This window comes from Qipengyuania sp. SM2512 (assembly GCF_054954005.1).
This window is the reverse complement of record NZ_CM143134.1, coordinates 2,553,250-2,578,580: the sequence shown is the minus strand read 5'-3', so window position 1 is coordinate 2,578,580 and position 25,331 is coordinate 2,553,250. Positions and strand designations below refer to the sequence as shown.

Below are 25,331 nucleotides of genomic sequence, written 5' to 3'. Positions count from 1 at the left end.
ACCATGCCAGCGGGGCGCGAAACCAATGGAGAGACTTGTGGCTGGCCAGCGCAACGGCGCCCAGATTCTGATCGATTGCCTCGCGGCGCAGGAGGTCGAATTCGTGTTCGGCTATCCCGGCGGCGCGGTGCTGCCGATCTATGACGAATTGTTCGCGGATACCCGGCTGCGCCATATCCTCGTCCGGCACGAGGCCGGCGCGGCGCATGCGGCGGAGGGCTACGCCCGCTCGACCGGCAAGCCCGGGGTGGTGCTGGTCACCAGCGGCCCCGGTGCAACCAACGCGGTCACCGGGATCGCCGATGCCTGGATGGATTCGATCCCCATGGTGGTCATCACCGGCCAGGTCCCCACCGGGCTGATCGGCACCGACGCCTTCCAGGAAGCCGACACTGTCGGGATCACCCGTCACTGCACCAAGCACAATTACCTCGTGAAGGACCCGGCGCTGCTTGCCGCGACGATCGAGGAGGCCTTTCGGATCGCCACCACCGGGCGGCCGGGTCCGGTGCTGGTCGACATCCCGAAGGACGTCCAGATCGCGCTGGTCGACACGCCCGAGGACGGCGCGGCGCCGCTGCCCTCGACCCGCTACCAGCCGCGCACCAGCGCCGAGCCCGACGAGATCGCGAAAGCTATCGCCATGCTGGCTTCCGCCGAACGCCCGGTGTTCTACACCGGCGGCGGGGTGATCAATGCGGGGCCGCAGGCTTCGCAGCTGCTGCGGCACCTCCAGCAGGCGACCGGCGCACCGGTCACCAGCACGCTGATGGGTCTGGGCGCCTTTCCCGCCGATCATCCCGACTGGCTCGGGATGCTGGGGATGCACGGCACCTACGAAGCCAATATGACGATGAACCGCGCCGATCTGATCGTGGCGGTGGGCGCGCGGTTCGACGACCGGGTGACCGGAAGGCTCGATGCCTTCGCGCCGCAGGCGAAGAAGATCCACATCGATATCGACCGCGCCAGCATCAACAAGGTGGTTCCCGTCGATCTCGGGGTGGTGGGAGATTGCGCCGAAGTGCTCGGCCAGCTGCTCGAGGCCTGGGGCTCGCGGACTGCGCGCGATCTGGGCGAATGGAAGGCGCGGATCGCGGGCTGGAAGGCGCGCCAGTGCCTCGCCTATCCCGACAGCGCCGATTGCATCATGCCGCAAAAGTCGATCGAACGGCTGTTCGCGCTGACCCGCGACCGCGACCCGATCATCACCACCGAGGTCGGCCAGCACCAGATGTGGGCGGCGCAGTATTTCCACTTCTTCGGCCCCAACCGCTGGCTCACCAGCGGCGGGCTCGGGACGATGGGCTACGGCCTGCCCGCGGCGATCGGCGCGCAATTGGGCAACCCCGATGCGCTGGTGATCGACATCGCCGGCGAGGCCTCGATCCAGATGAACATCCAGGAACTGGGCACCGCGAGCCAGTACCACCTGCCGGTCAAGGTCTTCATCCTCAACAACCAGTATATGGGCATGGTCCGCCAGTGGCAGGAGCTGACCTATGAGAGCCGCTATTCGAATTCCTATTCGGACAGCCTGCCCGATTTCGTCGCGCTGGCCGAGGCCTATGGCTGGAAGGGCATCCGCATCTCTGAGGAATCCGAACTCGACACAGGGATCGAGGCGATGCTGGCGCATGACGGGCCGGTGATGGTCGATTGCCGCGTCTCGCAGGACGCCAATTGCTTCCCGATGATCCCCTCGGGCGCAGCGCACACCGAGATGCTGATGTATGGCGATGCGGTCGGCGGGACGATGGACGATCATGCCAAGGCGTTGGTGTGATGAGGAATTACAGAATCCCCCGTTCGCCTCGAGCGAAGCCGAGAGGCCTCGCGCAACGTGTCTCGACTGCGCCCGACACGAACGGAGGTGAGGCGTGAAAATTGCCGAACATCCTAGCGAACGCCACGTCCTCAACGTCATCGTCGACAACGAGGCCGGCATCCTCGCCAAGATCGCGGGGCTGTTCACCGCGCGCGGCTACAATATCGACAGCCTGACGGTGGCGGATATCTCGGAGGACCATGCGGTCAGCCGGATCACCATCGTCACCCGAGGCCCCGAACCGGTGATCGACCAGATCCGGGCGCAGCTCGAGCGGCTGATCGCGGTCCACAAGGTCATCGACCTCACCGAGCACGGCGCGCATGTCGAGCGCGAGCTGGCGCTGGTCAAGGTCGCCGGCAAGGGCGAGGCGCGGGTCGAGGCGCTGCGGATCGCCGAGCTGTTCCGCGCCAATGTGGTCGACACCACCACCTCGAGCTTCGTCTTCGAGCTGACCGGGTCGCCCGCCAAGCTCGACAGCTTCATCGCGCTCATGCGCGAACTCGGGCTGGTCGAGGTCGGCCGCTCGGGGATCGTGGGAATGATGCGCGGAGCCGAACAGGATTGATGCCAGCCCGGCCATGTCGGGCAAGACCAACGAGGTAATTATGCAAGTCTATTACGATGCCGATTGCGACCAGCAGCTGATCAAGGACAAGAAGGTCGCGATCATCGGCTATGGCAGCCAGGGCCATGCCCATGCGCAGAACCTGCGCGACAGCGGGGTGGCCGAGGTGGTCGTCGCGCTGCGCGAGGGCTCGGCCAGCGCCGCCAAGGCGCGCGAGGCGGGTTTCGCGGTCAAATCGGTCGCCGAGGCGGCGCAATGGGCCGATCTGGTGATGGTGCTCGCCCCCGACGAGCATCAGGCGAAGATCTACGCCGGGGAGATCGCAGGCCAGATGAAGCCCGGCGCCGCGCTCGCCTTCGCGCATGGGCTCAACGTCCATTTCGGGCTGATCGAGCCCCCCGCTGAGCTCGACGTGATCATGATCGCCCCCAAGGGTCCGGGCCACACGGTGCGCAGCGAATACCTGAAAGGCGGCGGCGTTCCCTGCCTGATCGCGGTGCATCAGGAGAGCAGCGCCAGCGGCGGCGATGGAGGCAATGGCTACGCCAAGCAGCTCGCGCTCTCCTACGCCAGCGCGGTGGGCGGCGGGCGCGCAGGCATTCTCGAAACCGATTTCAAGGAGGAATGCGAGACCGATCTGTTCGGCGAGCAGGCGGTGCTGTGCGGCGGGATCACGCATCTGATCCAGGCCGGGTTCGAGACGCTGGTCGAGGCAGGCTACGCCCCCGAAATGGCCTATTTCGAATGCCTCCACGAGACCAAGCTGATCGTCGACCTGCTTTACGAAGGCGGGATCGCCAACATGCGCTATTCGATCAGCAACACCGCCGAATACGGCGACATCAAGACCGGCCCGCGGATCATCACCGACGAGACCAAGGCGGAGATGAAACGCGTTCTTGCCGATATCCAGTCGGGCCGCTTCGTCCGCGATTTCGTGCTCGACAACCAGGCCGGCCAGCCCGAACTGAAAGCCAGCCGCAAGGCCGCGCAGGCGCATCCGATCGAGAAGACCGGGGCGCAGCTGCGCGCAATGATGCCGTGGATCGGGGCGAACCGACTGGTGGACAAGGAGAAGAACTGAGGGGGTGGGTGCTAGCGGGACGACGGATCGCGTTGGGGAGTAGAACGAGGGGGCAGTTCTGGTATTGGGTGGAAATCAGACGTTTGCGCATCTAAGACACCAGCATGCGATTTTGGAATTTCATGTTGGTGGCCACTTGCGTGTTCCCGCTAGTCGCTTGCAGTGATGAGACAGCCAGTCGCAAGCTCTACGATCGAAGCAACACAGTCGAAGTCTCAAGCCTTGCAGATTTGCAGCGAACCGTCAGTTCTATCTCTCGGACCGCAAAAGCTCCACTCCGCGATACGATGAAAGACCTCGACGGCTTGCCAATGTATTTACTCTCGAACGACAGTGTCACGATCCTCTTACAGCATAGGCCATTTGAGGGGCACTGCGATTGGAGCATTAATTGCGTTTGGGAATATACCGTTACCTCAACAAACGCATCCTTAGATCAGGCAGCACAGCGGAACGTCGTGAATCGGTCCTTTGAGGTGGTTTCGCAGCTTGATCGCTAGGGCAAAAGGCTATGGCTAATGACCGCTAGTGCGTCGGTACCTGCCAAGCGGCTAATGGCGTTGGACCGTGGCAAGCAGCCTTTCTTGGCCGGTGGCTGCCCGTGGTGACATGATCCTTAGAAATCGAAGCCCCGCCCTCACTTCTCGTCGCCCCGGGCTTGACCCGGGGTCCCGCTTTCTTCGTTGCAAGGAGCGCAACGGCGAAGCAATCGAGGGCGTCACGTCGCGGCTGAGCGACTGCGTTGGTGCTGGGCGGCAAGCTTCGGTCATGGATTGCCGCACCGCCTGCGGCGGCTCGCAATGACGAGGGGATGGGTTTGTCTACGGAGGCGCGCCTGCCGGTGTCGAGCCTCTCGGCACGAATGCAGCGGGACCCCGGTTCGAGCCCAGGGCGACGAAATCGGCCAGTGCTGCTACTGGGTCGTTAGCCGCCCGGCGGGTCTCGTGCCAGTTCCGCTGGAACCGGACCTACGGCGCCTCCACACCAAGTGGACCTACCCGATACCCCCCTTTTCGCTGCGGTCCCGGATACACCAAAGGCCGGGTGGACAAGCCCCTTCCTGCGAGCCACTATGCCGCGCAAGGCAAACACCGCCAGTCGCCATTCCCTTCGCCAACCGATCCCTCCCGGAGATTCCACCATGCGCAAGACGATCCTCACCACTGTCGCAGCCACCGGCCTCGCCGCGCTCGCCCTGACCGGGCTGACCGCGCAGGATGCGACCACGCCCGGCGCGATGGACGTCTCGCGCGTCACCGCGGGGACCTACACCACCGATCCGTCGCATTCACTTGTGCAGTGGAGCGTCGATCACTTCGGCTTCAATCCCTATTTCGGCATCTTCGGCGATGTCGCGGGCACGCTGACGCTCGATCCCGCGGCGATCGAGAACGCGACGGTCGATGTGCAGATCCCGATCGCCTCGGTCGCGGTGCCCAGCGAAGGCCTGCGCGATCACCTGCTGCGCCCAGGCAAGGACGGCAGCAGCCCCGATTTCTTCGGCGCCGAACCGGGGATGGCGCGCTTCGTTTCCACCGAAGTTACCCAGCTCGGCGCGACCCGCGCGCTGATCGCGGGCAATCTGACCATGAACGGGCAGACCGGCCCCGTCGTGCTGCTGACCGAATTCAGCGGCGCGGGCGCCAATCCGATGAGCGAGGCGGAGACGGTCGGATTCACCGCCACAACCACCATCGACCGTTCGAACTGGGGCATCGGCTACGCGATCCCGATGGTCTCGGATGCGGTCGATCTCAAGATCAGCGTCGCCTTCGAAAAGCAGTGAGCGCTGCGGGCTTGATGGCGCGGGCGGACTGACCGCGCGATGCGTCCGACCGACTGCCACAATATCGAGGATTTCCGGCGGCTGGCGCGAAAGCGCCTGCCCTGGCCGGTGTTCGACTATATCGATGGCGCCGCCGACGACGAGCTGACCAAGGCGCGCAACACATCCGCTTTCGAGGATGTCGATCTGGTGCCCGATGTCCTCGCGGGCGTCGGCACCATCGATACCTCCTGCAACATCATGGGGCGCAAAAGCGCGCTGCCGCTGATGCTCAGCCCCACCGCGCTGCAGCGCGCCTTCCACCGCGACGGTGAGCGCGCGGTGGCACGCGCGGCGGACAAGTTCGGGGTGTGGTTCGGCATCTCCAGCCTGGCGACGCATTCGATCGAGGAAGTGGCGGCGCTGACCGCCGGGCCCAAGCTGTTCCAACTCTATGTCCACAAGGACAAGGGGCTCAACACTTCGATGATCGAGCGTTGTCAGGCCAGCGGATTCGACGCGATGGCGCTGACGGTGGACACCATCGTCTCGGGCAAGCGCGAGCGCTGCCTGCGCTCGGGCTTCACCACCCCCCCGCGCTTCTCGGCCTCCTCGCTGTGGAGCTACGCCACGAGGCCGCGCTGGACCGCGGGTTATGTCTTCAGCCCGAAATTCCGTCTGCCCAACCTCGATGGCCATGTGGTCGAGGGGACGGGAAAGTCGGTCAGCATCCAGGACTATTTCAACACCATGCTCGATACGGGCATGGACTGGGACACCGCGGCGCGGATCCGCCAGGACTGGAGCGGCACCTTCTGCCTCAAGGGCGTGATGAGCGCGGGCGATGCCCGCCGCGCGGTCGAGATCGGCGCGGATGCGATCATGATCTCCAACCACGGCGGACGCCAGCTCGACGGCAGCCGCGCGCCCTTCGACCAGCTGCGCGAGATCGTCGATGCGGTCGGCGGCGAGATCGAGATCATCTGCGACGGCGGCGTGCGCCGCGGCACGCATGTGCTCAAGAGCCTGTGCGCGGGCGCGACCGCGGCCTCGGGCGGGCGGCTCTATCTCTATGCGCTCGCCGCCGCCGGGCAGGACGGGGTCGAGCGCGCGCTGGCGATCCTCCAAGACGAGATCGAGCGCGGCATGCGGCTGTTGGGGGTAACCTCGATCGACCAGCTCACCGCCGATCGGCTGCGCTGGCGCTAGGCGGACTGGCCCCCACGCGCGGCCTGCGCCGAAGCCTCGACCCGGGCCTTGTCGACCAGCAGGATCGTGCTGGTTCCCTTGGCAAGAACCGTGCCGTGCTCGTCCTTGAGATGCCCCTCGTAGAAGCCGGTGCGCTTCCCGTGGCGCTCGACCCAGCCTTCCGCGATCACCTTGCCCGGGCGCGCGGGGGCGAAGAAGCTGACCTTGAGCTCGAGCGACATCGGCACGATCTCCATCCCGTTCCTGGCCATCGCCGCATGCGCCATCGCGGCATCGATCCAGCCGGTGACGAAACCGCCCTGCACCACCCCGCCCGAATGGCACTGCTCCTCTCTGGCCTCGTATTCCAGCGTGGCCCGGCCTTCGGGATCCATTGCGACCACGCGGATCAGACCCATGGTTTCGTAGAGCGTGCGGTGTTCGGTCATGTTCTCTCCCAGGAGCGGGCGCGTGTCATTTGCTGCCCGCGACATAATGTTACTCGTCCTGCCGCGAAGCCTATGGCTTTACAAGCATGGCGCGGTTCTGCATGGACATAAGCATGCGAAGCGAGACCGACCTGCTGCTACGACTTATGCGCCCTTGGGCGTGACAGTTCGCGCGCCGCTTACGGCGCGCTGAACGCCCAAGGGACTGCAACCGACCGTCTCCCATCTTCGTTATTCCAAAGTTCGTCCCCATGCCCATGCTGAGCGATCCCGCCCGCAAATACGCGCCCTTCCCGCAAATTGTGCTGCCCGACCGGCAGTGGCCCAGCCGCACCATCACCGCCCCGCCGCGCTGGCTCTCGACCGATCTGCGCGACGGCAATCAGGCGATTGTCGACCCGATGGATGCGCACAAGAAGAACCGCTTTTTCGACCTCCTGTGCGAGATTGGAGTAAAAGAGATCGAGGTCGGCTTTCCCAGTGCGGGACAGACCGAATTCGACTTCATCGCCGGGCTGGTGCGCTCGGGCCGCGTTCCAGAGGACGTGCTGGTCCAGGTGCTGACCCAGAGCCGCGAGGATCTGATCCGCACCAGCTTTGCCAGCCTCGAGGGCGCGCACGCCGCGATCGTCCATCTTTACAATGCGGTCAGCCCCGCCTGGCGCGAGATCGTCTTCGGGATGAGCCGCGAGCAGGTGCGCGACATTGCGGTCGCGGGCGCCAAGGTGATGCGCGACGAGGCGGGCAAGCAGCCGGGCACCCACTGGCATTTCGAATACAGCCCCGAGACCTTTTCTACCGCCGAACTCGATTTCAGCCTCGAGGTCTGCGAGGCGGTGATGGCGGTGCTGGCGCCCAGCCCTGAGCATCCCATCATCCTCAACCTGCCCGCCACGGTCGAGGCGGCGACCCCCAATATCTACGCCGACCAGGTCGAATATTTCATCCGCAACCTGCCCAACCGCCAAAGCGCGGTGATCAGCCTGCACACCCACAACGATCGCGGTACCGGGGTCGCGGCGGCGGAGCTGGCGCTAATGGCCGGGGCCGACCGGGTCGAGGGTTGCCTGTTCGGCAATGGCGAGCGCACCGGCAATTGCTGCCTGGTGACGCTGGCGCTCAATCTCTACACCCAGGGGATCGATCCCAAGCTCGATTTCTCGGACATCGACCGGGTCATCGAGACGGTCGAATATTGCAACCAGATCCCGGTGCATGAGCGCCATCCCTATGGCGGCGAGCTGGTGTTCACCGCCTTCTCGGGCAGCCACCAGGACGCGATCAAGAAGGGCTTCGCCGCTGCCGAGCGGCAGAACGACGAGCACTGGCGCGTGCCCTATCTGCCGATCGATCCGGCCGATCTGGGGCGCAGCTACGAGGCGGTGATCCGGGTCAATTCGCAGAGCGGCAAGGGCGGCTTCGCCTGGGTGCTCGAGCAGGATCAGGGGCTCAAGCTGCCCAAGCGGATGCAGGCGCATTTCAGCCCGCATGTCCAGCGCATGGCAGATCTCCTGGGACGCGAGCTGACCGCGGCGGATATCTGGCAGGCCTTCCGCGATGCCTACCACGTCCATACATCGGACAAGCATTTCCAGCTGGTGGACTACGAGGAACGCCGCGCCGGCGACGGCACGCGGCTGTTCACCGGGACCATCGCGGTCGATGGCGCGGAGCAGACCGTCAGCGGGCGCGGCAACGGCCTCATCTCCTCGGTGCTGACTACGATCGAGGAGGCCTTCGGGCTCAGCCTCGAGGTGGCCGACTATACCGAACACGCGCTGGGCACCGGGCGCGATGCGCGCGCCGCCGCCTATCTCGAATGCCGCACCCCCGAAGGTGAGGTGATCTGGGGCGTCGGCATCGACGAGGACGTCGCCACCGCCAGCGTCCGCGCGGTACTCAGCGCGGCGAATTCGGCGCGCGCGGGATAAACCGCCTGTGCCTTGCGGACCGGCTTTGATAGGCTCGCCGCAAACAGAAGTTCTTGGGAGAGGAACGCCGTGACCGAAGCCATCATCGAACCCGATCTGCCGATCGTCGACCCGCACCACCACCTGTGGGATCTGCGCGCGCTGGTGCCGATGTTCCCCGAACCGCGCCATGCCTTCATCGAGGCAATCGCAGGTGCGGCCTATTACGCCTTCGACCAGCTCCATGCCGACACCCACAGCGGCCACAATATCGTCGCGACCGTGTTCATGGAATGCGGCGCCTTCTACGATCCGGCGCGCGGCGAGGCGATGAAACCGGTCGGCGAGGTCGAATTCGCCAATGGCGTCGCGGCGCAGGGCGCGAGCGGGCTCTATGGCGATTACCGCCCCTGCGCCGGGATCGTCGGCCATGCCGACCTCACGCTGGGCGATGCGGTGAGGCCGGTGGTCGAGGCGCTGATCGCGGCGGGCAATGGCCGCTTCAAGGGCATCCGCCACGCCGGGGCCTGGGACGAAGACCCGGAGGTGCTTGGTCCGCCTTTCCACGCGCCGCAGGGGCTCTACGGTTCCGACACCTTTCGCGCGGGATTTGCGGCCTATGCCGAATACGGTCTCACCTTCGACGCCTGGCTGCTCGAGCCGCAGCTCGGCGATCTGCTGGATCTCGCGCGCGCCTTCCCCGAACAGCAGATCGTGCTCGACCATTGCGGCACGCCGCTCAACATCGCCGGCTACCGCGGCAAGCTGCCCGAGAATTTCGCCCGCTGGCAGCAAAGCATCCACGACCTCGCCGAATGCCCCAATGTCGGGGTCAAGCTCGGCGGGCTGGCGATGGCCTTCTGCGGCATGCCCGAGGAAGGGCCCGACCGCGGCTGCGGTTCGGAGGAACTCGCGCAGGCATGGGACCCCTACATCACCAATTGCATCGAGGCCTTCGGCCCCGAGCGCGCGATGTTCGAGAGCAATTACCCCGTCGATCGCTGGGGCGCGAGCTATGCGGTGCTGTGGAACGCCTTCAAACGGCTCGCCAACGGCGCCTCCGATGCCGAGAAGCGCGCGCTCTTCGCAGGCACTGCGGCGCGGATCTACGACATCGAGCACGTCCTCCCCGCCGCCTGACCCCTTCCGTAACGTCAATCTCGACAGCCCGCGGCGCGCTTCGTAAGCCCGCTGCCGACCCGTCATCGCCCGAGAGGAATGCCCATGCCCCTGCCCGCCCCCTTCGACAGAATGCGCCTGCCGGTGATCGGATCGCCGCTGTTCATTGTGTCCGGTCCGGAACTGGTGATCGCGCAATGCAAGGCGGGCGTGGTCGGCAGCTTCCCGGCGCTCAATGCGCGGCCGCAATCCGAGCTCGACGAATGGCTCCACCGCATCACCGAGGAGCTGGCGGCGCACAATCGCGATCACCCCGAGCGCCCCGCCGCGCCCTATGCGGTCAACCAGATCGTCCACAAGTCGAACGATCGGCTCGAGGCCGATATGGCGACTTGTGCCAAATGGCAGGTGCCGCTGGTGATCACCTCGCTCGGGGCGCGCGAGGAGGTGTTCTCCGCGGTCAAGGGCTGGGGCGGGATCTCGATGCACGACGTCATCAACAACCGCTTCGCGCACAAGGCGATCGACAAGGGCGCGACCGGTCTGATCCCGGTGGCGGCGGGTGCCGGTGGGCACGCGGGCACGCTCAGCCCCTTCGCGCTGATGCAGGAAATCCGCGAGTGGTTCGACGGGCTGGTCGCGCTCTCGGGCTCGATCGCGCATGGCCGCTCGATCCTCGCGGCGCAGGCGCTCGGCGCGGATTTCGCCTATATCGGCTCCCCCTGGATCGCCACCGAGGAAGCCAACGCCGACAGCGGCTACAAGGAAGGCATCGTCGCCTCCGACGCCGATGGCATCGTCTACACCAACCTCTTCACCGGGGTGCATGGCAATTACCTGCGCTCGAGCATCGAGGCCGCCGGGCTCGACCCCGATGCGCTGCCAACCAGCGATCCCAGCAAGATGAATTTCGGCAGCGGCGGCAACACCAAGGTCAAGGCCTGGAAGGATATCTGGGGTTCGGGCCAGGGGATCGGTTCGGTCAAATCGGTCGGCCCGGTCGCCGACATGGTCGCGCGCTTCGAACGCGAATACGAGGACGCTAAGGCGGCGCTGGCGAAGGCGACCGCCTAGAAGATCCCCTGCGCCAGTCCTTCGGCGAGCGCGGCACCGAGTTCGCGTGCCTCGTCGAGCCGCTCCTGGGGGACGGTCTTGGGAGCAAGAATCTCCTCGGGCGTCTGCGCTGCGGTGTTGACGATCACCCGCTCGGCAACGCGCTTGAGCCGCCAGCCCTGCGCGATCCGGTCGAGCTGGCGCTGCGCCCCTTCCCCGTCCGACCCCGCGGCGATCAGCGTGGCGAAGGGCCGCCCCTCGATCCGCCCGAGCACGGGGTAGTAGCAGCGGTCGAACATTTCCTTCATCACACCGCTCATGCTCGCGAGGTTCTCGGGGCAGGCGAAGAGATAGCCCTGCGCGTCGAGCAGGTCGTCGGGCGCGACCTCATGCGCGGCCAGCAGCCGCGCGCGGGCGCCCGCGCCCTCCGCCGCGGCCCGCGCCAGCGCCTCGGCGGTGCCGGTACGGCTGTGCCAGACGATCAGGAGCGCGGGTGCGGACATGGCAGCGAGCATCGCCGACGCCGGTGAATTGTCAACACGCGCGGCTTTGCCTGCGCGCGCCGCCGGGATAGGATGGCGCCATGGCCACCAACACCGCGCATCACGTTTTCGGCATTTCGCATTCGCTTTCGGGGCGCGGCTGGCGCTGGCGGCGCGGCAATATGGAAATGACCGAGGGCATGGTTCCGCTCGATCGCGACATCGTCACCCAATTGCTGCTGGCGCGCGGGGTCGAGGAACACGATCTCGAACGCCACCGCAACCCGACCCTGCGCGGCTTCCTTCCCGATCCCAGCCGCTTCAACGACATGGACGCCGCCGCCGACCGGATCGCGCAGGCCGTGCTCAGCGGCGAGAAGGTCACCGTCTATGGCGATTACGATGTCGATGGCGCGACCAGCTCGGCGCTGCTGATCCGGCTGCTGCGCGATCTCGGGCATCACGCCGACTATTACATCCCCGACCGGCTGCTCGAAGGCTACGGACCTTCTGGCGAGGCGCTGGTCCGGCTGGGCGAGGCGGGCAGCAGCCTGATCGTCACCGTCGATTGCGGCGCGATGGCGCATGAGGCGCTGCAGCAGGCGCATGACGCGGGGATCGACGTGATCGTGGTCGATCACCACAAATGCTCGCCCGACCTCCCGCGCACCGTGGCGCTGGTCAATCCCAACCGGCTCGACGAGGAGGACGAGGCCGCCGCGCACGGCCATCTCGCCGCGGTCGGGGTGGCCTTCCTGCTCGCGATCGCGCTGGTGCGGGTGCTGCGCGAGCGCGACTATTTCGCGGCCCGCCCCGAGCCCGACCTGTTCGCGCTGCTCGATCTGGTGGCGCTCGGCACCGTGGCCGATGTCGCCGCGCTGCACGGGCTCAACCGCGCCTTCGTGGCGCAGGGGCTCAAGGTGATGGCCAAACGCCAGAACATCGGCATGGCGGCGCTGATCGACGCCAGCCGGCTGAAACGCGCGCCCGCCTGCAGCGATCTGGGCTTCGCGCTGGGCCCGCGGATCAACGCCGGCGGACGGGTCGGCGAATCGACGCTGGGCGTGCGGCTGCTCACCACACAGGATCCCGCCGAGGCGCAGGCGATTGCGGCGCAGCTTTCGGAGCTCAACGAGGATCGCCGGGCTATCGAGGCCGCGGTCCAGGAGGCGGCTGAGGAGCAGCTTGCAGGGCAGCACAACCGCGCGGTGGCGGTGATCGCCGGAGCGGGCTGGCATCCCGGGGTGATCGGCATCGTCGCCGGGCGGATCAAGGAAGCGAGCGGCAAGCCCTCGCTGGCGATCGCGCTCGACGAGGCCACCGGGCTGGGCAAGGGTTCGGGGCGGTCGATCAGCGGGGTCGATCTGGGCGCGGCGATCATCGAGGCGCGCCAGCAGGGGCTGCTGATCGCCGGCGGCGGGCACGCGATGGCGGCGGGTCTCACCGTCTCCGCCGACCGGATCGAGGATCTCGCCGCCTGGCTCGACGAGCGACTCTCGGCGCAGGTCGCGCGCGCCACCGCCAGTCAGACGACGCTGCTCGATCTTTCGGTGACCGCCGGCGGGCTGACTCCCGAACTGGTCGAATCGCTCGAGATCGCCGGGCCCTATGGCGTCGGCTGGCCGGGTCCGCGGATCGCGGTCGGTCCGGTGCGGTTGATCAAATGCGATGTCGTGGGCACCGGCCATGTCAGGATCGTGGCCTCGGGCGGGGACGGACGCAGTTTCAAGGCGATCGGTTTCCGCATGGCCGAGAGCGATCTTGGGCAGACGCTGCTCCACGGTGCCAGCGGACGGCGGCTGTGGCTGGCGGGCCGTGCGAAGATCGACGACTGGGGTTCGCGCCGCCAGGCCGAGCTCCATCTCGAGGACGCCGCCTGGGCCGATTGAGCGCCAGCTTGCTCCGCAGCCAAATTGTGGCAGTGCCAAGACTTGACGGGTTGCCCGCGCGACCGTAGATGGCCCGCCACGCCACCGATGTGGCCCCTTCGTCTAGCGGTTAGGACGCGGCCCTTTCACGGCTGAAACACGGGTTCGATTCCCGTAGGGGTCACCACGGTTGCGGATCTCGTTTTGTACCGGAACCCCCTCAACGGGGAAACGGTCCGACGGGCCCCTTCGTCTAGCGGTTAGGACGCGGCCCTCTCACGGCTGAAACACGGGTTCGATTCCCGTAGGGGTCACCATCCACCTGCAGCGGTACCGGGAACAAACCCGAGCCCGGCTTGGCAAGCCGGCCGCGCCGGGGCTAAGGCCCGCACCGAAATGACCGCTCGTCCCCTCCCCCTTCCCGGCCTGACGCTGGCTTTCATCTGCTGCACGGTGATGCTGGTTACCGGCGTCGCCCCGCTGGTGGCGCTGTCGGTGTTCCTGATCTGGGCCGGGACACTGTGGCTGCGGGTCGGTTCGCCGCCGCCGGCGACAGAAAAGGTCGAGTCTTCGGCGCTCACGACCAATCGCATGGGCGAATTGTTCGAAAGCGCCGACACTCCGCTGCTGGTCACCCGCCGCAACCGGGTGATCATCGCCAACCGGGCGGCGCGCGAATTGTTCGGCGCGCATATTCTCGAGCAGGATATCCGCATCTCGCTGCGCAACCCCGATGCGATCCAGCTGATCGATTCGGACGAAAGCGGTTCGGTGACGGTGCGCGGGCTCACCAGCGTGCGCGATATCTGGCGGATCAACACCAAGCAGCTCGCCGGCGGGATGGGGGTCTACGAGTTCATCAACAAGACCGCCGAGGCGGACATCAGCCGCGCGCACACCGATTTCGTCGCCAATGCGAGCCACGAATTGCGCACTCCGCTGGCCTCGATCATCGGTTATGTCGAGACCCTGCAGGAGGACGTGACCGCGCTCGATCACGAGACCTCGCGCAAGTTCCTCGAGACGATCAGCCGCGAGGCGCAGCGGCTCCAGCATCTGGTCAGCGATCTGATGTCGCTGTCGCGGATTGAGGCCGAAAAGCACGATCGCCCGACCGAGATCGTCGAGCTGGGGCCGCTCGTCGCGCGCGCCGCGAAGGAAGGCGCCGGCCCCGATCGGGCCGATCGTCTCGACCTTGCGATAGAGGGTGAATTCCGCGTCTTGGGCGATGTCCAGCAGCTCGAACAGCTGGTCCGCAATCTGGTCGACAACGCGCTCAAATATGGTGATCCGGCGCAGAAGGTGACTGTCCGCGTCCACCCCTCCGGCAAGCGGCGAGTCCGCTTGGTAGTGCGCGACCGCGGCGACGGGATCGCTGCGGAGCATATCCCGCACCTCACCCGGCGTTTCTACCGCAGCGATCCGGGTCGCAGCCGTGCTTCTGGCGGCACCGGACTGGGCCTCGCCATCGTCAAGCACATCGTCGAGCGCCACATGGCCAAGCTCGATATCGCCAGTGAAATGGGGGTCGGCACCACCGTAACCGTCCGCTTTCCGGTCGAACGTTCCGATCATCATGAGGACTGAGACCGGGGGCAGCCACGCCTCGCATTGTGGCCGGGATGGCGTTAGAGCCTTCGTCGGAATCGGCCGGCGCCAGGGCGCAAAAAAGACAAGTCATGCTTTTGTCGCGAACACGTAACAAATCCTCGCTTTCGCGCGGGCATACCATCATCTGAAGGAATCACCGGGATGCGTAAGACCAAAGCAGCCTTCCTCGCCACGATTTTTGCCGTGGCCCTGACCTCATGCGGCGACACCGGCGGGGGATCGCGCGACTGGGTGCGCTCGGTCGGCTCCTCGACCGTTTTCCCCTTTGCCAAGACAGTTGCCGAATCGCTTGCCCGCTCCAACCCGGGGATCAAGTCACCGATCATCGAATCCACCGGCACCGGTGGCGGCATCCAGCTGTTCTGCCAGGGCGTCGGTCCGGATACGCCCGATGTCGCCAACGCCTCTCGGCGGATGATGGCGGATGAATTCGCCAACTGCCAAGCCAACGGCGTGACCGAGATTCTCGAGATGCAGGTGGGGCTCGACGGCATCGCCTTCGGTGCGGCCCAGGGCGGCATCATGATGGATCTCACCCCTGAGATCGTTTACGAGGCGATCGCCGCCAACCCCTATGGCGAGGAGCAGACCAACGAGACCTGGTCCGACATCGACCCCTCGCTCCCCGACGTTCCGATTCTGGTCTACGGCCCGCCTTCGACCTCGGGCACGCGCGATGCGCTTAAGGAACTGATTCTGGAGGTCGGCTGCAAGTCCGACCCGGCGATGGTCGCGCTCGAGGAGAGCGACGAGGAAGCCTATGACCGCATCTGCACCGAGGTCCGGTCGGACGGGGCCTATGTCGACCAGGGCGAACAGGACAATCTGATCGTCCAGAAGATCGAGAACAATCCGCGCGCCGTCGGCGTGTTCGGCTATTCCTATCTCGAGGAAAACTCCAACAAGGTGCAGGGGCTCCCGGTCAACGGCGTCGCGCCGACCTATGAGAACATCACCAGCTTCGCCTATCCCGGCGCGCGCCCGATGTTCATCTATGCCAAGAAGGCCCATCTCGAGGCCATTCCGGGGCTGAAGGAGTATCTGCTCGAATGGACCCGGAACTGGGGCGAGGACGGCTCCTTGGCGCGTATCGGCCTGGTGCCGTCGCCCGCTGACGTTCAGGCGCAGAGCCTGCGCGTGGCGACCGAATACACCACCCTCGACGCTTCCGAACTCTAGCAGACCCCTCTAGAGCATGTCGCCTGCCATCCTCTTTCTTCTTGCGCTCGGGCTCGCGCTGGCCGGCTGGCTGGCGGCGCGGGCCCGGGCGTGGAGTTTCCGGCGCGCCGATCCCGGCGTGAGGATGGCGGCGCGGCCGACCTACCACGCCTGGTACGTCGCACTATGGATCGCGCTGCCGATGCTGCTTTTCGGCGTGGTCTGGACGATCCTGGCCCCCAATCTGGTCAGCCAGGCAGTGCTCGCCAGCCCCGCGGCGGCGGACCTTCCCGCCTTCGGCTTCCAACGCGACACCATACTGTCCGAAGCCCGCAATGTTGCGAGCGGGGCGTCTGCCGCGGTGTTCAATCCCGAGGCACGGGCGCTGGTCGAGCCGTTCCGCGAGGCGATGACGCGCTACGCCTGGATCGGCATCGCGGTCAGCCTGGTTCTCGCTTTCGCCGGCGGAACCTGGTCTTTCCTGAGGCTCAAGCCCGATTTCCGCGCCCGCACGAGGGTCGAGCGGATCGTGATGACGATTCTGCTGCTCGCCTCGATGGTCGCGATTCTGACCACGATCGGGATCGTGGTCAGCCTGGTGTTCGAGACCATCCGCTTCTTCGGCATGGTCAACCCGCTCGATTTCCTGTTCGGCCTCCATTGGGGTCCGGACCCGATGAGCAGCCCGGACAATCCCGATCCCACCCGCTACGGCGCGGTACCGCTGTTCTGGGGCACGATTTTCATCGGTGCGATCATTGCCATGATCGTGGCAATTCCTCTGGGCCTGATGAGCGCGATCTATCTCACCCAATACGCGGCGCCCTCGATGCGCCGCTGGGTCAAGCCCGCACTGGAGATCCTCGCGGGCGTCCCGACCGTGGTCTATGGCTATTTCGCCGCGCTCACGATCGCGCCCTCGATCCGCGACATCGCGCAGTTTTTCGGTGCTTCCAATCCGTCGAGCGAAAGTGCGCTGGCGGCGGGTCTGGTGATGGGCGTGATGATCATTCCCTTCGTCAGTTCGATGGCAGACGACAGCATCGCGGCGGTACCCAGCGCGATGCGCGACGGCAGCCTGGCCATGGGCGCGACCAAATCCGAAACGATCCGCAAGGTGCTTGTCCCTGCGGCGCTTCCGGGCATCGTTGCTGGCGTGATGCTGGCGGTCAGCCGCGCGATCGGCGAAACGATGATCGTGGTGATGGCCGCATCGACCGCCGCCAATCTCTCCGCAAACCCGCTCGAGGCGATGACTACGGTGACGGTGCAGATCGTCGCCATGCTGACCGGCGAGGGCAGTTTCGACCATCCTGCGACGCTCAGCGCCTTCGCGCTCGGCTTCGTCCTGTTCATGGTCACGCTGGCGCTCAATTTCATCGCCCTGCGCGTGGTCAAGAGGTTCCGCGAAGCCTATGACTGATCGCACCCTCCCCACCCGCACCGCAGTGTTCGAGAAGCGGCTCAAGCAGCGCTATGCCTCGGAACGGCGCTTCAAGGCGCTGGGACTGGGCGCCATCGCGTTTTCGGTGCTGGTGCTGCTGTTCCTGCTCGGCACCATGACGATCAACGGAATCGGCGGTTTCCAACGCGCCGAACTCGAAGTTCCGATCGATTTCACCGAAGTGGGCATTGCGGGCAATGCCATCCCGATGCAAGAGCGCGCGGCGGTCGAGGCGCTCGGCGCACAGGGTCTCCAGACCGTGGTTGAATTTTCTGCCGGCCAGGCGCTCGGCGAAGAAGCCGCTAGGCAACTCGACCCCAACGCCTGGCGCGAAGTCGCCCGGGCGATCGTCGCGGACGAGAGCATTCTGCGCGGCACCACAACCTTCGAACTGCCCGCCAGCTCCGACCTCGCTGCGGGCTATGCCGGCGAAGGCTCGCCCGAGATGCGCGTGCTGGCGGCTGAGCTCGGCGAGCGCGGCGTTCTGGCCGAGAACTTCGATCCCGGCTTCCTCTCGCGCGCCGATGCCACCAATCCCCAGCAGGTGGGCATCTGGGGCGCGCTCAAGGGCTCGATCCTGACGATGCTGGTCACGCTCGCCCTGGCCTTCCCGATCGGTGTGCTGGCCGCGCTCTATCTGGAGGAATACGCACCCCGCAATCGCTGGACCGATGTGATCGAGGTCTCGATCAACAATCTGGCGGCGGTGCCCTCGATCATCTTCGGCTTGCTGGGGCTGGCGGTGTTCCTGTGGATATTCCCCAATTTGCGCTCTGCGCCACTGATCGGCGGTATGACGCTGGCACTGATGACCATGCCCGTCATCGTCATCGCCGGGCGCAACGCGATCAAGGCGGTCCCGCCCAGCATTCGCGACGGCGCGCTGGCGATCGGCGCCTCGCCGGTGCAGGTGGTGTTTCACCATGTCCTCCCGCTGGCGCTGCCAGGCATCCTGACAGGCACGATCATCGGCATGGCTCGCGCGCTGGGGGAAACCGCGCCGCTGCTGATGATCGGCATGCGCGCCTTTATCGCCACTCCGCCCGAAGGCTTCACCTCGCCCGCCACCGTGCTGCCGGTGCAGATCTTCCTGTGGTCGGACGAGGTCAACCGCGGCTTCATTGAACGCACCAGCGCGGCGATTATCGTGCTATTGCTGTTCCTCCTCTTGATGAACGGCCTCGCCATCTACCTGCGCAACAAATTCGAGAAAAGCTGGTGACTGTAATCCACGACAACCTCGAGGCCACCGAGGCCAAGATGCGCGCGCGCGACGTGAACGTCTATTATGGCGACAAGCAAGCCATCGATTCGGTCTCGATCGACATTCCGCAGAAATACGTCACCGCCTTCATCGGGCCCTCGGGTTGCGGCAAATCGACCTTCCTGCGCTCGCTCAACCGGATGAACGACACCATCGCTTCGGCGCGGGTCGAGGGGACGATCGAGCTCGACGGCGAGGACATCTACAAATCGGGGATGGACGTGGTGCAGTTGCGCGCCCGCGTCGGGATGGTGTTCCAGAAGCCCAACCCCTTCCCCAAGTCGATCTACGACAACATCGCCTATGGTCCCAAGATCCACGGCTTCGCCGAGGACAAGGACGATCTCGACGCCATCGTCGAGCGTTCGCTGGTCCGCGCGGGATTGTGGAACGAGGTCAAGGACCGGCTGACCGACAGCGGAACCGCGCTTTCGGGTGGCCAGCAGCAGCGGCTGTGCATCGCCCGCGCGATCGCGGTCGATCCCGAAGTGATCCTGATGGATGAGCCGTGTTCCGCGCTCGATCCGATCGCGACCGCAAAAATCGAGGAACTGATAGACGATCTCGCGGGTCGTTATGCTATCGTCATCGTGACCCACTCGATGCAGCAGGCCGCACGTGTCTCGCAAAGAACGGCTTTCTTCCATCTGGGCAAGGTGGTGGAGTATGGCCGGACATCCGACATTTTCACCAACCCCCTTGAAGAGCGCACCAAGGATTACATCACCGGGCGCTACGGCTAGGACCGCCATTGAATATGCAACACACCGTCAAGGCCTTCGACGAGGACATCACCCGACTGCGCGGTCTGATCGCGGAGATGGGCGGACTTGCGGAAGTCGCCGTGCAGGACGCGATCGAGGCGCTGGTGCGCGGCGACGACGAACTGGCCAAGCGCGTGGTCAAGGGCGACCGCAAGATCGACGAACTCGAGAGCGAGGTCGATAAGCTCGCGGTGCGGATCATCGCGCTGCGCGCGCCGATGGCGGACGATCTGCGCGAGGTGATCGCCGCGCTCAAGATCGCCGGCGTGATCGAGCGGATCGGCGATTATTCCAAGAACATCGCCAAGGCGAGCCGCGAGATCGGCCCGGACCGCAAGAAATACGAGCCGCTGACACTGCTCCCCGCGATGGCCGAGCTGACCTCCGAAATGGTCCACGATGTGCTGACCGCCTATGCGGCGCGCGACCCCGAGCTGGCCAAGGACGTGATCGCCGCAGACGAGAAGGTCGATGCCTTCTACAATTCGATCTTCCGCAATCTCGTCAGCCATATGGTCGAGAACCCGTCATCGATCAGCAGCGCAGCGCAATTGCTGTTCGTCGCGCGCAATCTGGAACGGATCGGCGACCATGCGACCAATGTGGCCGAAATGGTTCATTATGCTGCGACGGGCGTTTACGCGCCCGATATCGACAGCTGACACATTATTGTAGCTTGAGCGTCATATCGCGAGATCGTTACCTCTCAACCGATGTCAGGGTCATGATGTGAACGCGGCAAGTCTCCTACTGGTCGAAGACGATCCGGCGCTGCTGGAACTTCTCGAATACCGTTTCAACAACGAAGGCTACCGGGTCCGCACCACCGCCGATGGCGACGAGGCGCTGATGCTGGCGGCGGAGGAGACCCCCGATCTGGTGATCCTAGACTGGATGATCGAGGGCACCAGCGGGATCGAGGTCTGTCGCCGGCTGCGCCGCGACAAGGCGACCGCGCATGTGCCGATCATCATGCTGACCGCGCGCGAGGCCGAGGACGACCGGATCCGCGGGCTCGACACCGGCGCCGACGATTACATTACCAAGCCCTTCAGCCCGCGCGAACTGCTTGCCCGCGTCGCGGCGGTGATGCGCCGCATCCGCCCTGCGCTCGCGGGCGAGACCATCGAAGTTGGGGACATCACGCTCGACCCGGTGGCGCACAAGGTTTCGCGCCGCGGCCAGACGCTCCAGCTCGGGCCCACCGAATACCGATTGCTCAAATTCTTCATGGAAAGCCCCGGCCGGGTGTTCAGCCGCAGCCAGTTGCTCGACGGAGTCTGGGGCACCGGCAGCGATATCGAATTACGGACCGTCGACGTGCATATCCGTCGGCTCCGCAAGGCGCTCGAAGTCAGGAATGCCAAGGATCCCGTGCGTACCGTGCGTTCGGCCGGCTACGCCTTCGAGGCGGTCTGATCGCGCAGCCAGCGAACTAGCGGCAGACTCCGGCCCATCTCGGCGACATGTCGAGATGGAAATGGTCGGCATGCGCCGCGTTGTATTCGGGCGAGAGCACGGTAGCGAGGCTGTCGCAGGCGCCGTCGCGGACCCGGTGCAGGAAAACTCCCTTATCGCCCTCATCATCCCAGTCGCCCAGCACGCTGATCCGGGTCCCGTCCGCCAGCACGAAGCCAGCGATATCGACCGCATTGCCAGTGGCGTGCTCGCTCCAGGCGCCCTCGCCGCGGCCATAGAGGCGGCGGCAGGAAAAGGCGCCAAGGTGCTCGATTCGCGTCACTTCGCTGGCGAAGATTTCCTCGGCGAGCGGTTCGATGGCGTTGCGGCGCCACAGTTCCAGCGCGATCGCCACCCCGCAGGTGGTCGGCGGCGGGTTGGGTGACAGGGGGTATTCGTCGAGCCTGGTGCGGTCCGGGCGCGCGCACTCGCCCTCCCCTTGCGGGTCGAGCGTACTGTAAGCGATTTCGGAGCGTTCGAGCACCGCGCGGCATTCGGGGACGTCGTCGCGCAACGCTGCCAGCTTGGCCTCCGTGGCCATGCCTGGCGGATCGTTGAGGTCGAGCGGCGCCCAAGGATTGTGCTGTGGGTTCTCGGCCAGCCAGGCGCGTCCGCCGACCAGAATGGCAAGCAGCAGCAACAGGCCGATAACCCGCCGGTCGCCCGCGAGCCTGCCCACGCGCGTGGAGATGCGGAACGGATTGTCCTTCATGGTCAATGAAAGTCGCGGGATTTGGGAATGATCCTGACATCGCGCGGATGGCCGGGTGATTGCGGATCGTGCCAGCCGCATTCGCGATTGCCCGGCGGTGGCTCCTGCCACGGCTCGACCGGGCGGTAGGTTGCCGCCGAGCCTTCGCGTTCCGAACCGGGATGCGGCGCGATCAGCCTGCCGGGCAGCGGCGAGGAGACATGATCGGCGCGCGCGACGGGCGAGTCGAGCAGATCGTCCGACAGACGGTAGAGCTCGTGGCTGGCATCGGTCATGTGCTGGGCGATGACATGGATCACCTCGTCGTCATACTCCACCCGCCCGCGCACCTCCATCAGCCGCGCCCCCATCACCACCCGGCGCTGCTTCTCCTTGAGATTGGGCCACACCACGAGGTTGATCACCCCGGTCTCGTCCTCGAGCGTGATGAAGCACACCCCCTTGGCTGAGCCCGGCCGCTGGCGGATCAGCACCACGCCGGCGACCTGCACCATGGAGCGGAACTTGCGCGCGCGCAGGTCGCAGGCGCGCACGAAGCCGCGATCGCCCAGCGAGGCGCGCAGGAAGGCCAGCGGATGCGCTTTCAGGCTCAATCGGGTGGTCTGGTAGTCGGCCACCACCTCTTCGGAAAGCGGCATGCGCGGCAGCCGCGTGGCGGCGCGCTCGGCGCCCTCGTCGCGCGCCGCGGCGGCAGCGAACAGCGGCAGATCCTCCCCCCCGACCAGGCTGCGCGCATCCCACAGCGCCTGCCGCCGCGAGAGCGCCATCGAACCGAAACAGTCGGCGCTGGCGAGCCGCTCGACATGCGCCGGCGACAGCCGCGCCCGGTCGCGCAGCGCGCGGACATCGGCATAGGCCCCGTTCTCTTCGCGCTCGGCGATCAGCCGTGCCGCCACGGCCTCGGGCAGGCCATCGACCTGGCGCAGGCCGAGACGGAGGGCGAGTGGGCGGTCCGGGTCGGTCTGGTTCCCGGCCCACTCTTCCAGCGTGCAATCCCATTGCGAGAAATTCACATCCGCCGGCAGCACCTCGACCCCGTGCTCGCGCGCGTCGCGGACGATCTGCGCGGGCGCGTAGAAGCCCATCGGCTGCGAGTTCAGCAGTGCGCAGCCGAAAGCGGCGGGGAAGTGGCATTTGAGCCAGCTCGAGACATAGACCAGATGCGCGAAGCTGGCGGCGTGGCTTTCGGGGAAACCGTATTCGCCGAAGCCGCGGATCTGATTGAAGCAGCGCTGCGCGAAGTCGCGGTCGTAGCCGCGGTTCACCATCCGCTCGACCATCATATCCTGCAATTCGTCGACCATGCCGCGGCTGCGGAAGGTCGCCATGGCCTTGCGCAAGCGGTTGGCTTCCTTGCTGGAGAAACGCGCAGCATCGAGCGCGATCTTCATCGCCTGCTCCTGGAAGATCGGCACCCCCAGCGTGCGCTCGAGAATGCTCGAGAGTTCGTCGGGCGCGCCATGCTCGGGCGACGGTGCGGGGATCACCACCTGCTCGGCGCCGCGGCGGCGCTTGAGATAGGGGTGGACCATATCGCCCTGGATCGGCCCGGGGCGGACGATCGCCACCTGGATCACCAGATCGTAAAATTCGCGCGGGCGCAGCCGCGGCAGCATGTTCATCTGTGCCCGGCTCTCGACCTGGAACACGCCGAGCGAGTCCCCCTTGCGCAGCATGGCGTAGGTCTCTGGATCCTCGCGCGGGACGGTGGCGAGGCTCAGGCTGCGGCCGTGGTGATCCTCGAGCAGGTCGAGGCATTTGCGGATGCAGGTCAGCATGCCCAGCGCCAGCACATCGACCTTGAGGATCCCCAGCGCCTCGATATCGTCCTTGTCCCATTCGATGAAGCTGCGCGCGGGCATGGCGCCGTTGCCGATCGGAACGGTTTCGGTCAGCGGTCCCTCAGTGAGGATGAAACCGCCGACATGCTGCGACAAATGGCGCGGCATACCAATCATTTGCTCGGTCAGTTTGAGAACCCGCCGCAGGTGCGGATCGCTGACATCCATGCCGGTTTCCTGCGCATGGCGCTCGCTGATCTCCCGGCCCCATCCGCCCCAGACGGTCTTGGCGAGCGCGGCGGTGACATCCTCGGTCAGCCCCATCGCCTTGCCCACCTCGCGGATTGCCATCCGCGGGCGGTAGTGGATGACCGTGGCGCAGAGCCCCGCTCGGTGGCGGCCGTATTTCTCGTAGATGTGCTGGATCACCTCCTCGCGCCGCTCGTGCTCGAAGTCGACATCGATATCGGGGGGCTCCTTGCGCTCCTCGGAGATGAAGCGGTCGAACAGCAGCGCGTGCTTGGCGGGGTCGACGCTGGTGATTCCGAGGCAGTAGCAGACCGCCGAATTGGCCGCACTACCGCGCCCCTGGCACAGGATCGGCGGGTCCTGCGCGCGGGCGAAATCGACGATATCCTTGATGGTGAGAAAATAGCGCGCGAGGCCCAGCTTGGCGATCAGCGCGAGTTCGCGCTCGAGCGTGTCCACGATGGTGTCGGGCGGGCCGGAGGGATAGCGATCCTGTGCGCCCCACCATGTCTCGCACTCAAGGAATTCCTGTGGCGTCATGCCGTCGGGATATATTTCTTCGGGGTATTCGTAGGTTAGCTCGTCCAACGAGAAACTGCATGCATCCGCGACCTCGCGCGTCGCAGCGATGGCATGAGGCCAGCGCGCAAACAGTCGCACCATGGTTTCGGGCGGCTTGAGATAGCGCTCGGCATTGGCGGCGAGCAGATGGCCGGCGGCCGCCACCGTGGTCTTGTGCCGGATCGCTGTCATCACATCCTGCAGCGGTCGCCGCGCGGGGGTGTGATAATGAACGTCGTTGGTGGCGAGGATCGACAGTCCGTTGGCGCGCGCCAAGGCGTCGAGCCGCTCGATGCGCGCTACGTCGTCGCCGTGGTAGAGATAGGCGGCGGCGATATGGCGCAGTGTCGGGAGTCGGCCGACGAGCTGCGGGATCAGTTCGGCAAAGGGCGCGGTGACAACACGCCCCTCCCGCTTGCGGGAGGAGTCGGGGGCGGGCCGGAGCATGGACTCGCTCTGCTCGCGCCCCCCCCTAGCCCCTCCCGCAAGCGAGAGGGGGATCACGTTGCTCTCGACCGCCACGGCGAACTCTTTTTCCAGATCGCAAGGTGGCAGCAGGATGAGTTGCACATCCTTGCAGTGTTCTTCCAGCATCGCGAGATCGATATCGCAGGCCCCCTTGGCCTGCCATTCGCCCTCGAGCGTCGCCATCCGACCGGAACTGATCAGACGGCAAAGGCGTCCGTAAGCTGCGCGGTTCTCGGGATAGGCAAGGAAGGCGAGACCTTCGACCGTTTCCAAACGGCAGCCGATAACCGGCTTTAACTTAAGCGTTTTCGCTTCGGTATGGATCCGCACCACACCGGCCATGCTGTTGGCGTCGGCGATACCGATGGCATCGTAGCCGAGCGTGCGGGCAGCAAGGACGAGATCGACCGCATCTGATGCTCCGCGCAGAAAGCTGAAGCACGAGACAATCCCGAGTTCGACGAAAGCCGCACGCGGGGGTGGTTTTACGGCATCGGGATCGATCTCGATCCGGCGCTTGTCGGGAGTGGGGGCACTATCCGGCACG

Annotated in this window: 20 protein-coding genes and 2 tRNA genes; 18 read left to right on the top strand and 4 right to left on the bottom strand. The window is 65.8% G+C overall.

Features of this window, described 5'->3' with window-relative positions; genetic code table 11:
* The first annotated feature begins 37 nt into the window (after positions 1 to 37).
* From ilvB to ACQ5J0_RS12820, 5 genes are all read left to right on the top strand, one after another.
* Positions 38 to 1,786 carry a biosynthetic-type acetolactate synthase large subunit gene (ilvB, locus tag ACQ5J0_RS12840; RefSeq protein ID WP_462567894.1) on the top strand — a complete coding sequence of 583 codons (1,749 nt, stop codon included), beginning with the start codon at positions 38 to 40 and terminating at the stop codon, positions 1,784 to 1,786.
* 94 nt (positions 1,787 to 1,880) lie between these two features.
* Positions 1,881 to 2,396: an acetolactate synthase small subunit gene (gene ilvN / locus ACQ5J0_RS12835; protein WP_462567893.1), complete on the top strand. Its 516-nt coding sequence runs from the start codon at positions 1,881 to 1,883 to the stop codon at positions 2,394 to 2,396.
* A 40-nt stretch (positions 2,397 to 2,436) separates the two neighbouring features.
* Positions 2,437 to 3,480 carry a ketol-acid reductoisomerase gene (gene ilvC / locus ACQ5J0_RS12830; RefSeq protein ID WP_462570119.1) on the top strand — a complete coding sequence of 348 codons (1,044 nt, stop codon included), beginning with the start codon at positions 2,437 to 2,439 and terminating at the stop codon, positions 3,478 to 3,480.
* Between the two features lie 1,141 nt (positions 3,481 to 4,621).
* Entirely contained in the window at positions 4,622 to 5,266 is a 645-nt protein-coding gene (locus tag ACQ5J0_RS12825; protein ID WP_462567892.1) for a YceI family protein, read from the top strand.
* A 39-nt stretch (positions 5,267 to 5,305) separates the two neighbouring features.
* Entirely contained in the window at positions 5,306 to 6,454 is a 1,149-nt protein-coding gene (locus tag ACQ5J0_RS12820) for an alpha-hydroxy acid oxidase (RefSeq protein ID WP_462567891.1), read from the top strand.
* On the opposite strand, the gene ACQ5J0_RS12815 is transcribed toward ACQ5J0_RS12820, so the two are convergent.
* Positions 6,451 to 6,882 (bottom strand): PaaI family thioesterase, encoded by a 432-nt coding sequence (locus tag ACQ5J0_RS12815; protein ID WP_462567890.1) that lies wholly within the window; start codon positions 6,880 to 6,882, stop codon positions 6,451 to 6,453. The two genes, ACQ5J0_RS12820 and ACQ5J0_RS12815, sit on opposite strands and share 4 nt — an antisense overlap.
* A 251-nt stretch (positions 6,883 to 7,133) precedes the next feature.
* Here ACQ5J0_RS12815 and leuA point away from each other — a divergent pair, with 251 nt between their 5' ends.
* From leuA to ACQ5J0_RS12800, 3 genes are all read left to right on the top strand, one after another.
* Positions 7,134 to 8,813: a 2-isopropylmalate synthase gene (gene leuA / locus ACQ5J0_RS12810; RefSeq protein ID WP_462567889.1), complete on the top strand. Its 1,680-nt coding sequence runs from the start codon at positions 7,134 to 7,136 to the stop codon at positions 8,811 to 8,813.
* A gap of 69 nt (positions 8,814 to 8,882) precedes the next feature.
* Positions 8,883 to 9,932: an amidohydrolase family protein gene (locus tag ACQ5J0_RS12805; protein ID WP_462567887.1), complete on the top strand. Its 1,050-nt coding sequence runs from the start codon at positions 8,883 to 8,885 to the stop codon at positions 9,930 to 9,932.
* An 84-nt stretch (positions 9,933 to 10,016) separates the two neighbouring features.
* Complete coding sequence (locus ACQ5J0_RS12800; RefSeq protein WP_462567886.1) at positions 10,017 to 10,985, top strand: NAD(P)H-dependent flavin oxidoreductase; 969 nt, start codon at positions 10,017 to 10,019, stop codon at positions 10,983 to 10,985.
* Here the strand turns inward: ACQ5J0_RS12800 and ACQ5J0_RS12795 are convergent.
* A complete protein-coding gene (locus tag ACQ5J0_RS12795) occupies positions 10,982 to 11,467 on the bottom strand; it encodes a flavodoxin family protein (RefSeq protein WP_462567885.1) in 486 nt (161 codons plus the stop codon). The genes ACQ5J0_RS12800 and ACQ5J0_RS12795 overlap by 4 nt on opposite strands.
* An 80-nt stretch (positions 11,468 to 11,547) precedes the next feature.
* Between ACQ5J0_RS12795 and recJ the strand changes: the two genes are divergently transcribed.
* The 10 genes from recJ to phoB all read left to right on the top strand — a co-directional run bounded on the left by recJ (position 11,548) and on the right by phoB (position 20,974).
* Entirely contained in the window at positions 11,548 to 13,335 is a 1,788-nt protein-coding gene (gene recJ, locus ACQ5J0_RS12790; RefSeq protein ID WP_462567884.1) for a single-stranded-DNA-specific exonuclease RecJ, read from the top strand.
* Positions 13,336 to 13,426: 91 nt separating this feature from the next.
* Positions 13,427 to 13,501 (top strand) — tRNA-Glu (locus tag ACQ5J0_RS12785).
* 55 nt (positions 13,502 to 13,556) lie between these two features.
* A tRNA-Glu gene (locus ACQ5J0_RS12780) sits at positions 13,557 to 13,631 on the top strand.
* Between the two features lie 79 nt (positions 13,632 to 13,710).
* On the top strand, positions 13,711 to 14,901 hold the full coding sequence (locus ACQ5J0_RS12775) for a sensor histidine kinase (protein ID WP_462567883.1): 1,191 nt from the start codon (positions 13,711 to 13,713) through the stop codon (positions 14,899 to 14,901).
* Between the two features lie 165 nt (positions 14,902 to 15,066).
* Positions 15,067 to 16,104 carry a substrate-binding domain-containing protein gene (locus tag ACQ5J0_RS12770; protein WP_462567882.1) on the top strand — a complete coding sequence of 346 codons (1,038 nt, stop codon included), beginning with the start codon at positions 15,067 to 15,069 and terminating at the stop codon, positions 16,102 to 16,104.
* A gap of 16 nt (positions 16,105 to 16,120) precedes the next feature.
* A complete protein-coding gene (gene pstC, locus ACQ5J0_RS12765; RefSeq protein ID WP_462567881.1) occupies positions 16,121 to 17,506 on the top strand; it encodes a phosphate ABC transporter permease subunit PstC in 1,386 nt (461 codons plus the stop codon).
* Positions 17,499 to 18,749 carry a phosphate ABC transporter permease PstA gene (pstA, locus tag ACQ5J0_RS12760; protein WP_462567880.1) on the top strand — a complete coding sequence of 417 codons (1,251 nt, stop codon included), beginning with the start codon at positions 17,499 to 17,501 and terminating at the stop codon, positions 18,747 to 18,749. The genes pstC and pstA overlap by 8 nt, the downstream gene beginning before the upstream one ends.
* Before the next feature lie 38 nt (positions 18,750 to 18,787).
* Positions 18,788 to 19,534 (top strand): phosphate ABC transporter ATP-binding protein PstB, encoded by a 747-nt coding sequence (gene pstB, locus ACQ5J0_RS12755; protein ID WP_462570118.1) that lies wholly within the window; start codon positions 18,788 to 18,790, stop codon positions 19,532 to 19,534.
* An 8-nt stretch (positions 19,535 to 19,542) separates the two neighbouring features.
* Positions 19,543 to 20,217: a phosphate signaling complex protein PhoU gene (phoU, locus tag ACQ5J0_RS12750; RefSeq protein ID WP_462567879.1), complete on the top strand. Its 675-nt coding sequence runs from the start codon at positions 19,543 to 19,545 to the stop codon at positions 20,215 to 20,217.
* A 67-nt stretch (positions 20,218 to 20,284) separates the two neighbouring features.
* Positions 20,285 to 20,974, top strand: a complete 690-nt coding sequence (phoB, locus tag ACQ5J0_RS12745) for a phosphate regulon transcriptional regulator PhoB (RefSeq protein ID WP_462567878.1) — start codon at positions 20,285 to 20,287, stop codon at positions 20,972 to 20,974.
* 16 nt (positions 20,975 to 20,990) lie between these two features.
* On the opposite strand, the gene ACQ5J0_RS12740 is transcribed toward phoB, so the two are convergent.
* Together ACQ5J0_RS12740 and ACQ5J0_RS12735 are read right to left on the bottom strand one after the other, a co-directional pair.
* Entirely contained in the window at positions 20,991 to 21,725 is a 735-nt protein-coding gene (locus ACQ5J0_RS12740) for an extensin-like domain-containing protein (protein ID WP_462567877.1), read from the bottom strand.
* A 2-nt stretch (positions 21,726 to 21,727) separates the two neighbouring features.
* Positions 21,728 to 25,330 carry an error-prone DNA polymerase gene (locus tag ACQ5J0_RS12735; protein WP_462567876.1) on the bottom strand — a complete coding sequence of 1,201 codons (3,603 nt, stop codon included), beginning with the start codon at positions 25,328 to 25,330 and terminating at the stop codon, positions 21,728 to 21,730.
* Position 25,331 lies beyond the last annotated feature (1 nt).

What these genes read in the sequence shown, in the direction of transcription:
- ilvC (WP_462570119.1), top strand. Translation starts at nt 2,437, where the DNA reads ATGCAAGTCTATTACGATGCCGATTGCGACCAGCAGCTGATCAAGGAC.
- ACQ5J0_RS12825 (WP_462567892.1), top strand. Translation starts at nt 4,622, where the DNA reads ATGCGCAAGACGATCCTCACCACTGTCGCAGCCACCGGCCTCGCCGCG.
- ACQ5J0_RS12820 (WP_462567891.1), top strand. Translation starts at nt 5,306, where the DNA reads ATGCGTCCGACCGACTGCCACAATATCGAGGATTTCCGGCGGCTGGCG.
- ACQ5J0_RS12815 (WP_462567890.1), bottom strand. Translation starts at nt 6,882, where the DNA reads ATGACCGAACACCGCACGCTCTACGAAACCATGGGTCTGATCCGCGTG.
- leuA (WP_462567889.1), top strand. Translation starts at nt 7,134, where the DNA reads ATGCCCATGCTGAGCGATCCCGCCCGCAAATACGCGCCCTTCCCGCAA.
- ACQ5J0_RS12800 (WP_462567886.1), top strand. Translation starts at nt 10,017, where the DNA reads ATGCCCCTGCCCGCCCCCTTCGACAGAATGCGCCTGCCGGTGATCGGA.
- ACQ5J0_RS12795 (WP_462567885.1), bottom strand. Translation starts at nt 11,467, where the DNA reads ATGTCCGCACCCGCGCTCCTGATCGTCTGGCACAGCCGTACCGGCACC.
- recJ (WP_462567884.1), top strand. Translation starts at nt 11,548, where the DNA reads ATGGCCACCAACACCGCGCATCACGTTTTCGGCATTTCGCATTCGCTT.
- ACQ5J0_RS12775 (WP_462567883.1), top strand. Translation starts at nt 13,711, where the DNA reads ATGACCGCTCGTCCCCTCCCCCTTCCCGGCCTGACGCTGGCTTTCATC.
- ACQ5J0_RS12770 (WP_462567882.1), top strand. Translation starts at nt 15,067, where the DNA reads ATGCGTAAGACCAAAGCAGCCTTCCTCGCCACGATTTTTGCCGTGGCC.
- pstC (WP_462567881.1), top strand. Translation starts at nt 16,121, where the DNA reads ATGTCGCCTGCCATCCTCTTTCTTCTTGCGCTCGGGCTCGCGCTGGCC.
- pstA (WP_462567880.1), top strand. Translation starts at nt 17,499, where the DNA reads ATGACTGATCGCACCCTCCCCACCCGCACCGCAGTGTTCGAGAAGCGG.
- pstB (WP_462570118.1), top strand. Translation starts at nt 18,788, where the DNA reads ATGCGCGCGCGCGACGTGAACGTCTATTATGGCGACAAGCAAGCCATC.
- ACQ5J0_RS12740 (WP_462567877.1), bottom strand. Translation starts at nt 21,725, where the DNA reads ATGAAGGACAATCCGTTCCGCATCTCCACGCGCGTGGGCAGGCTCGCG.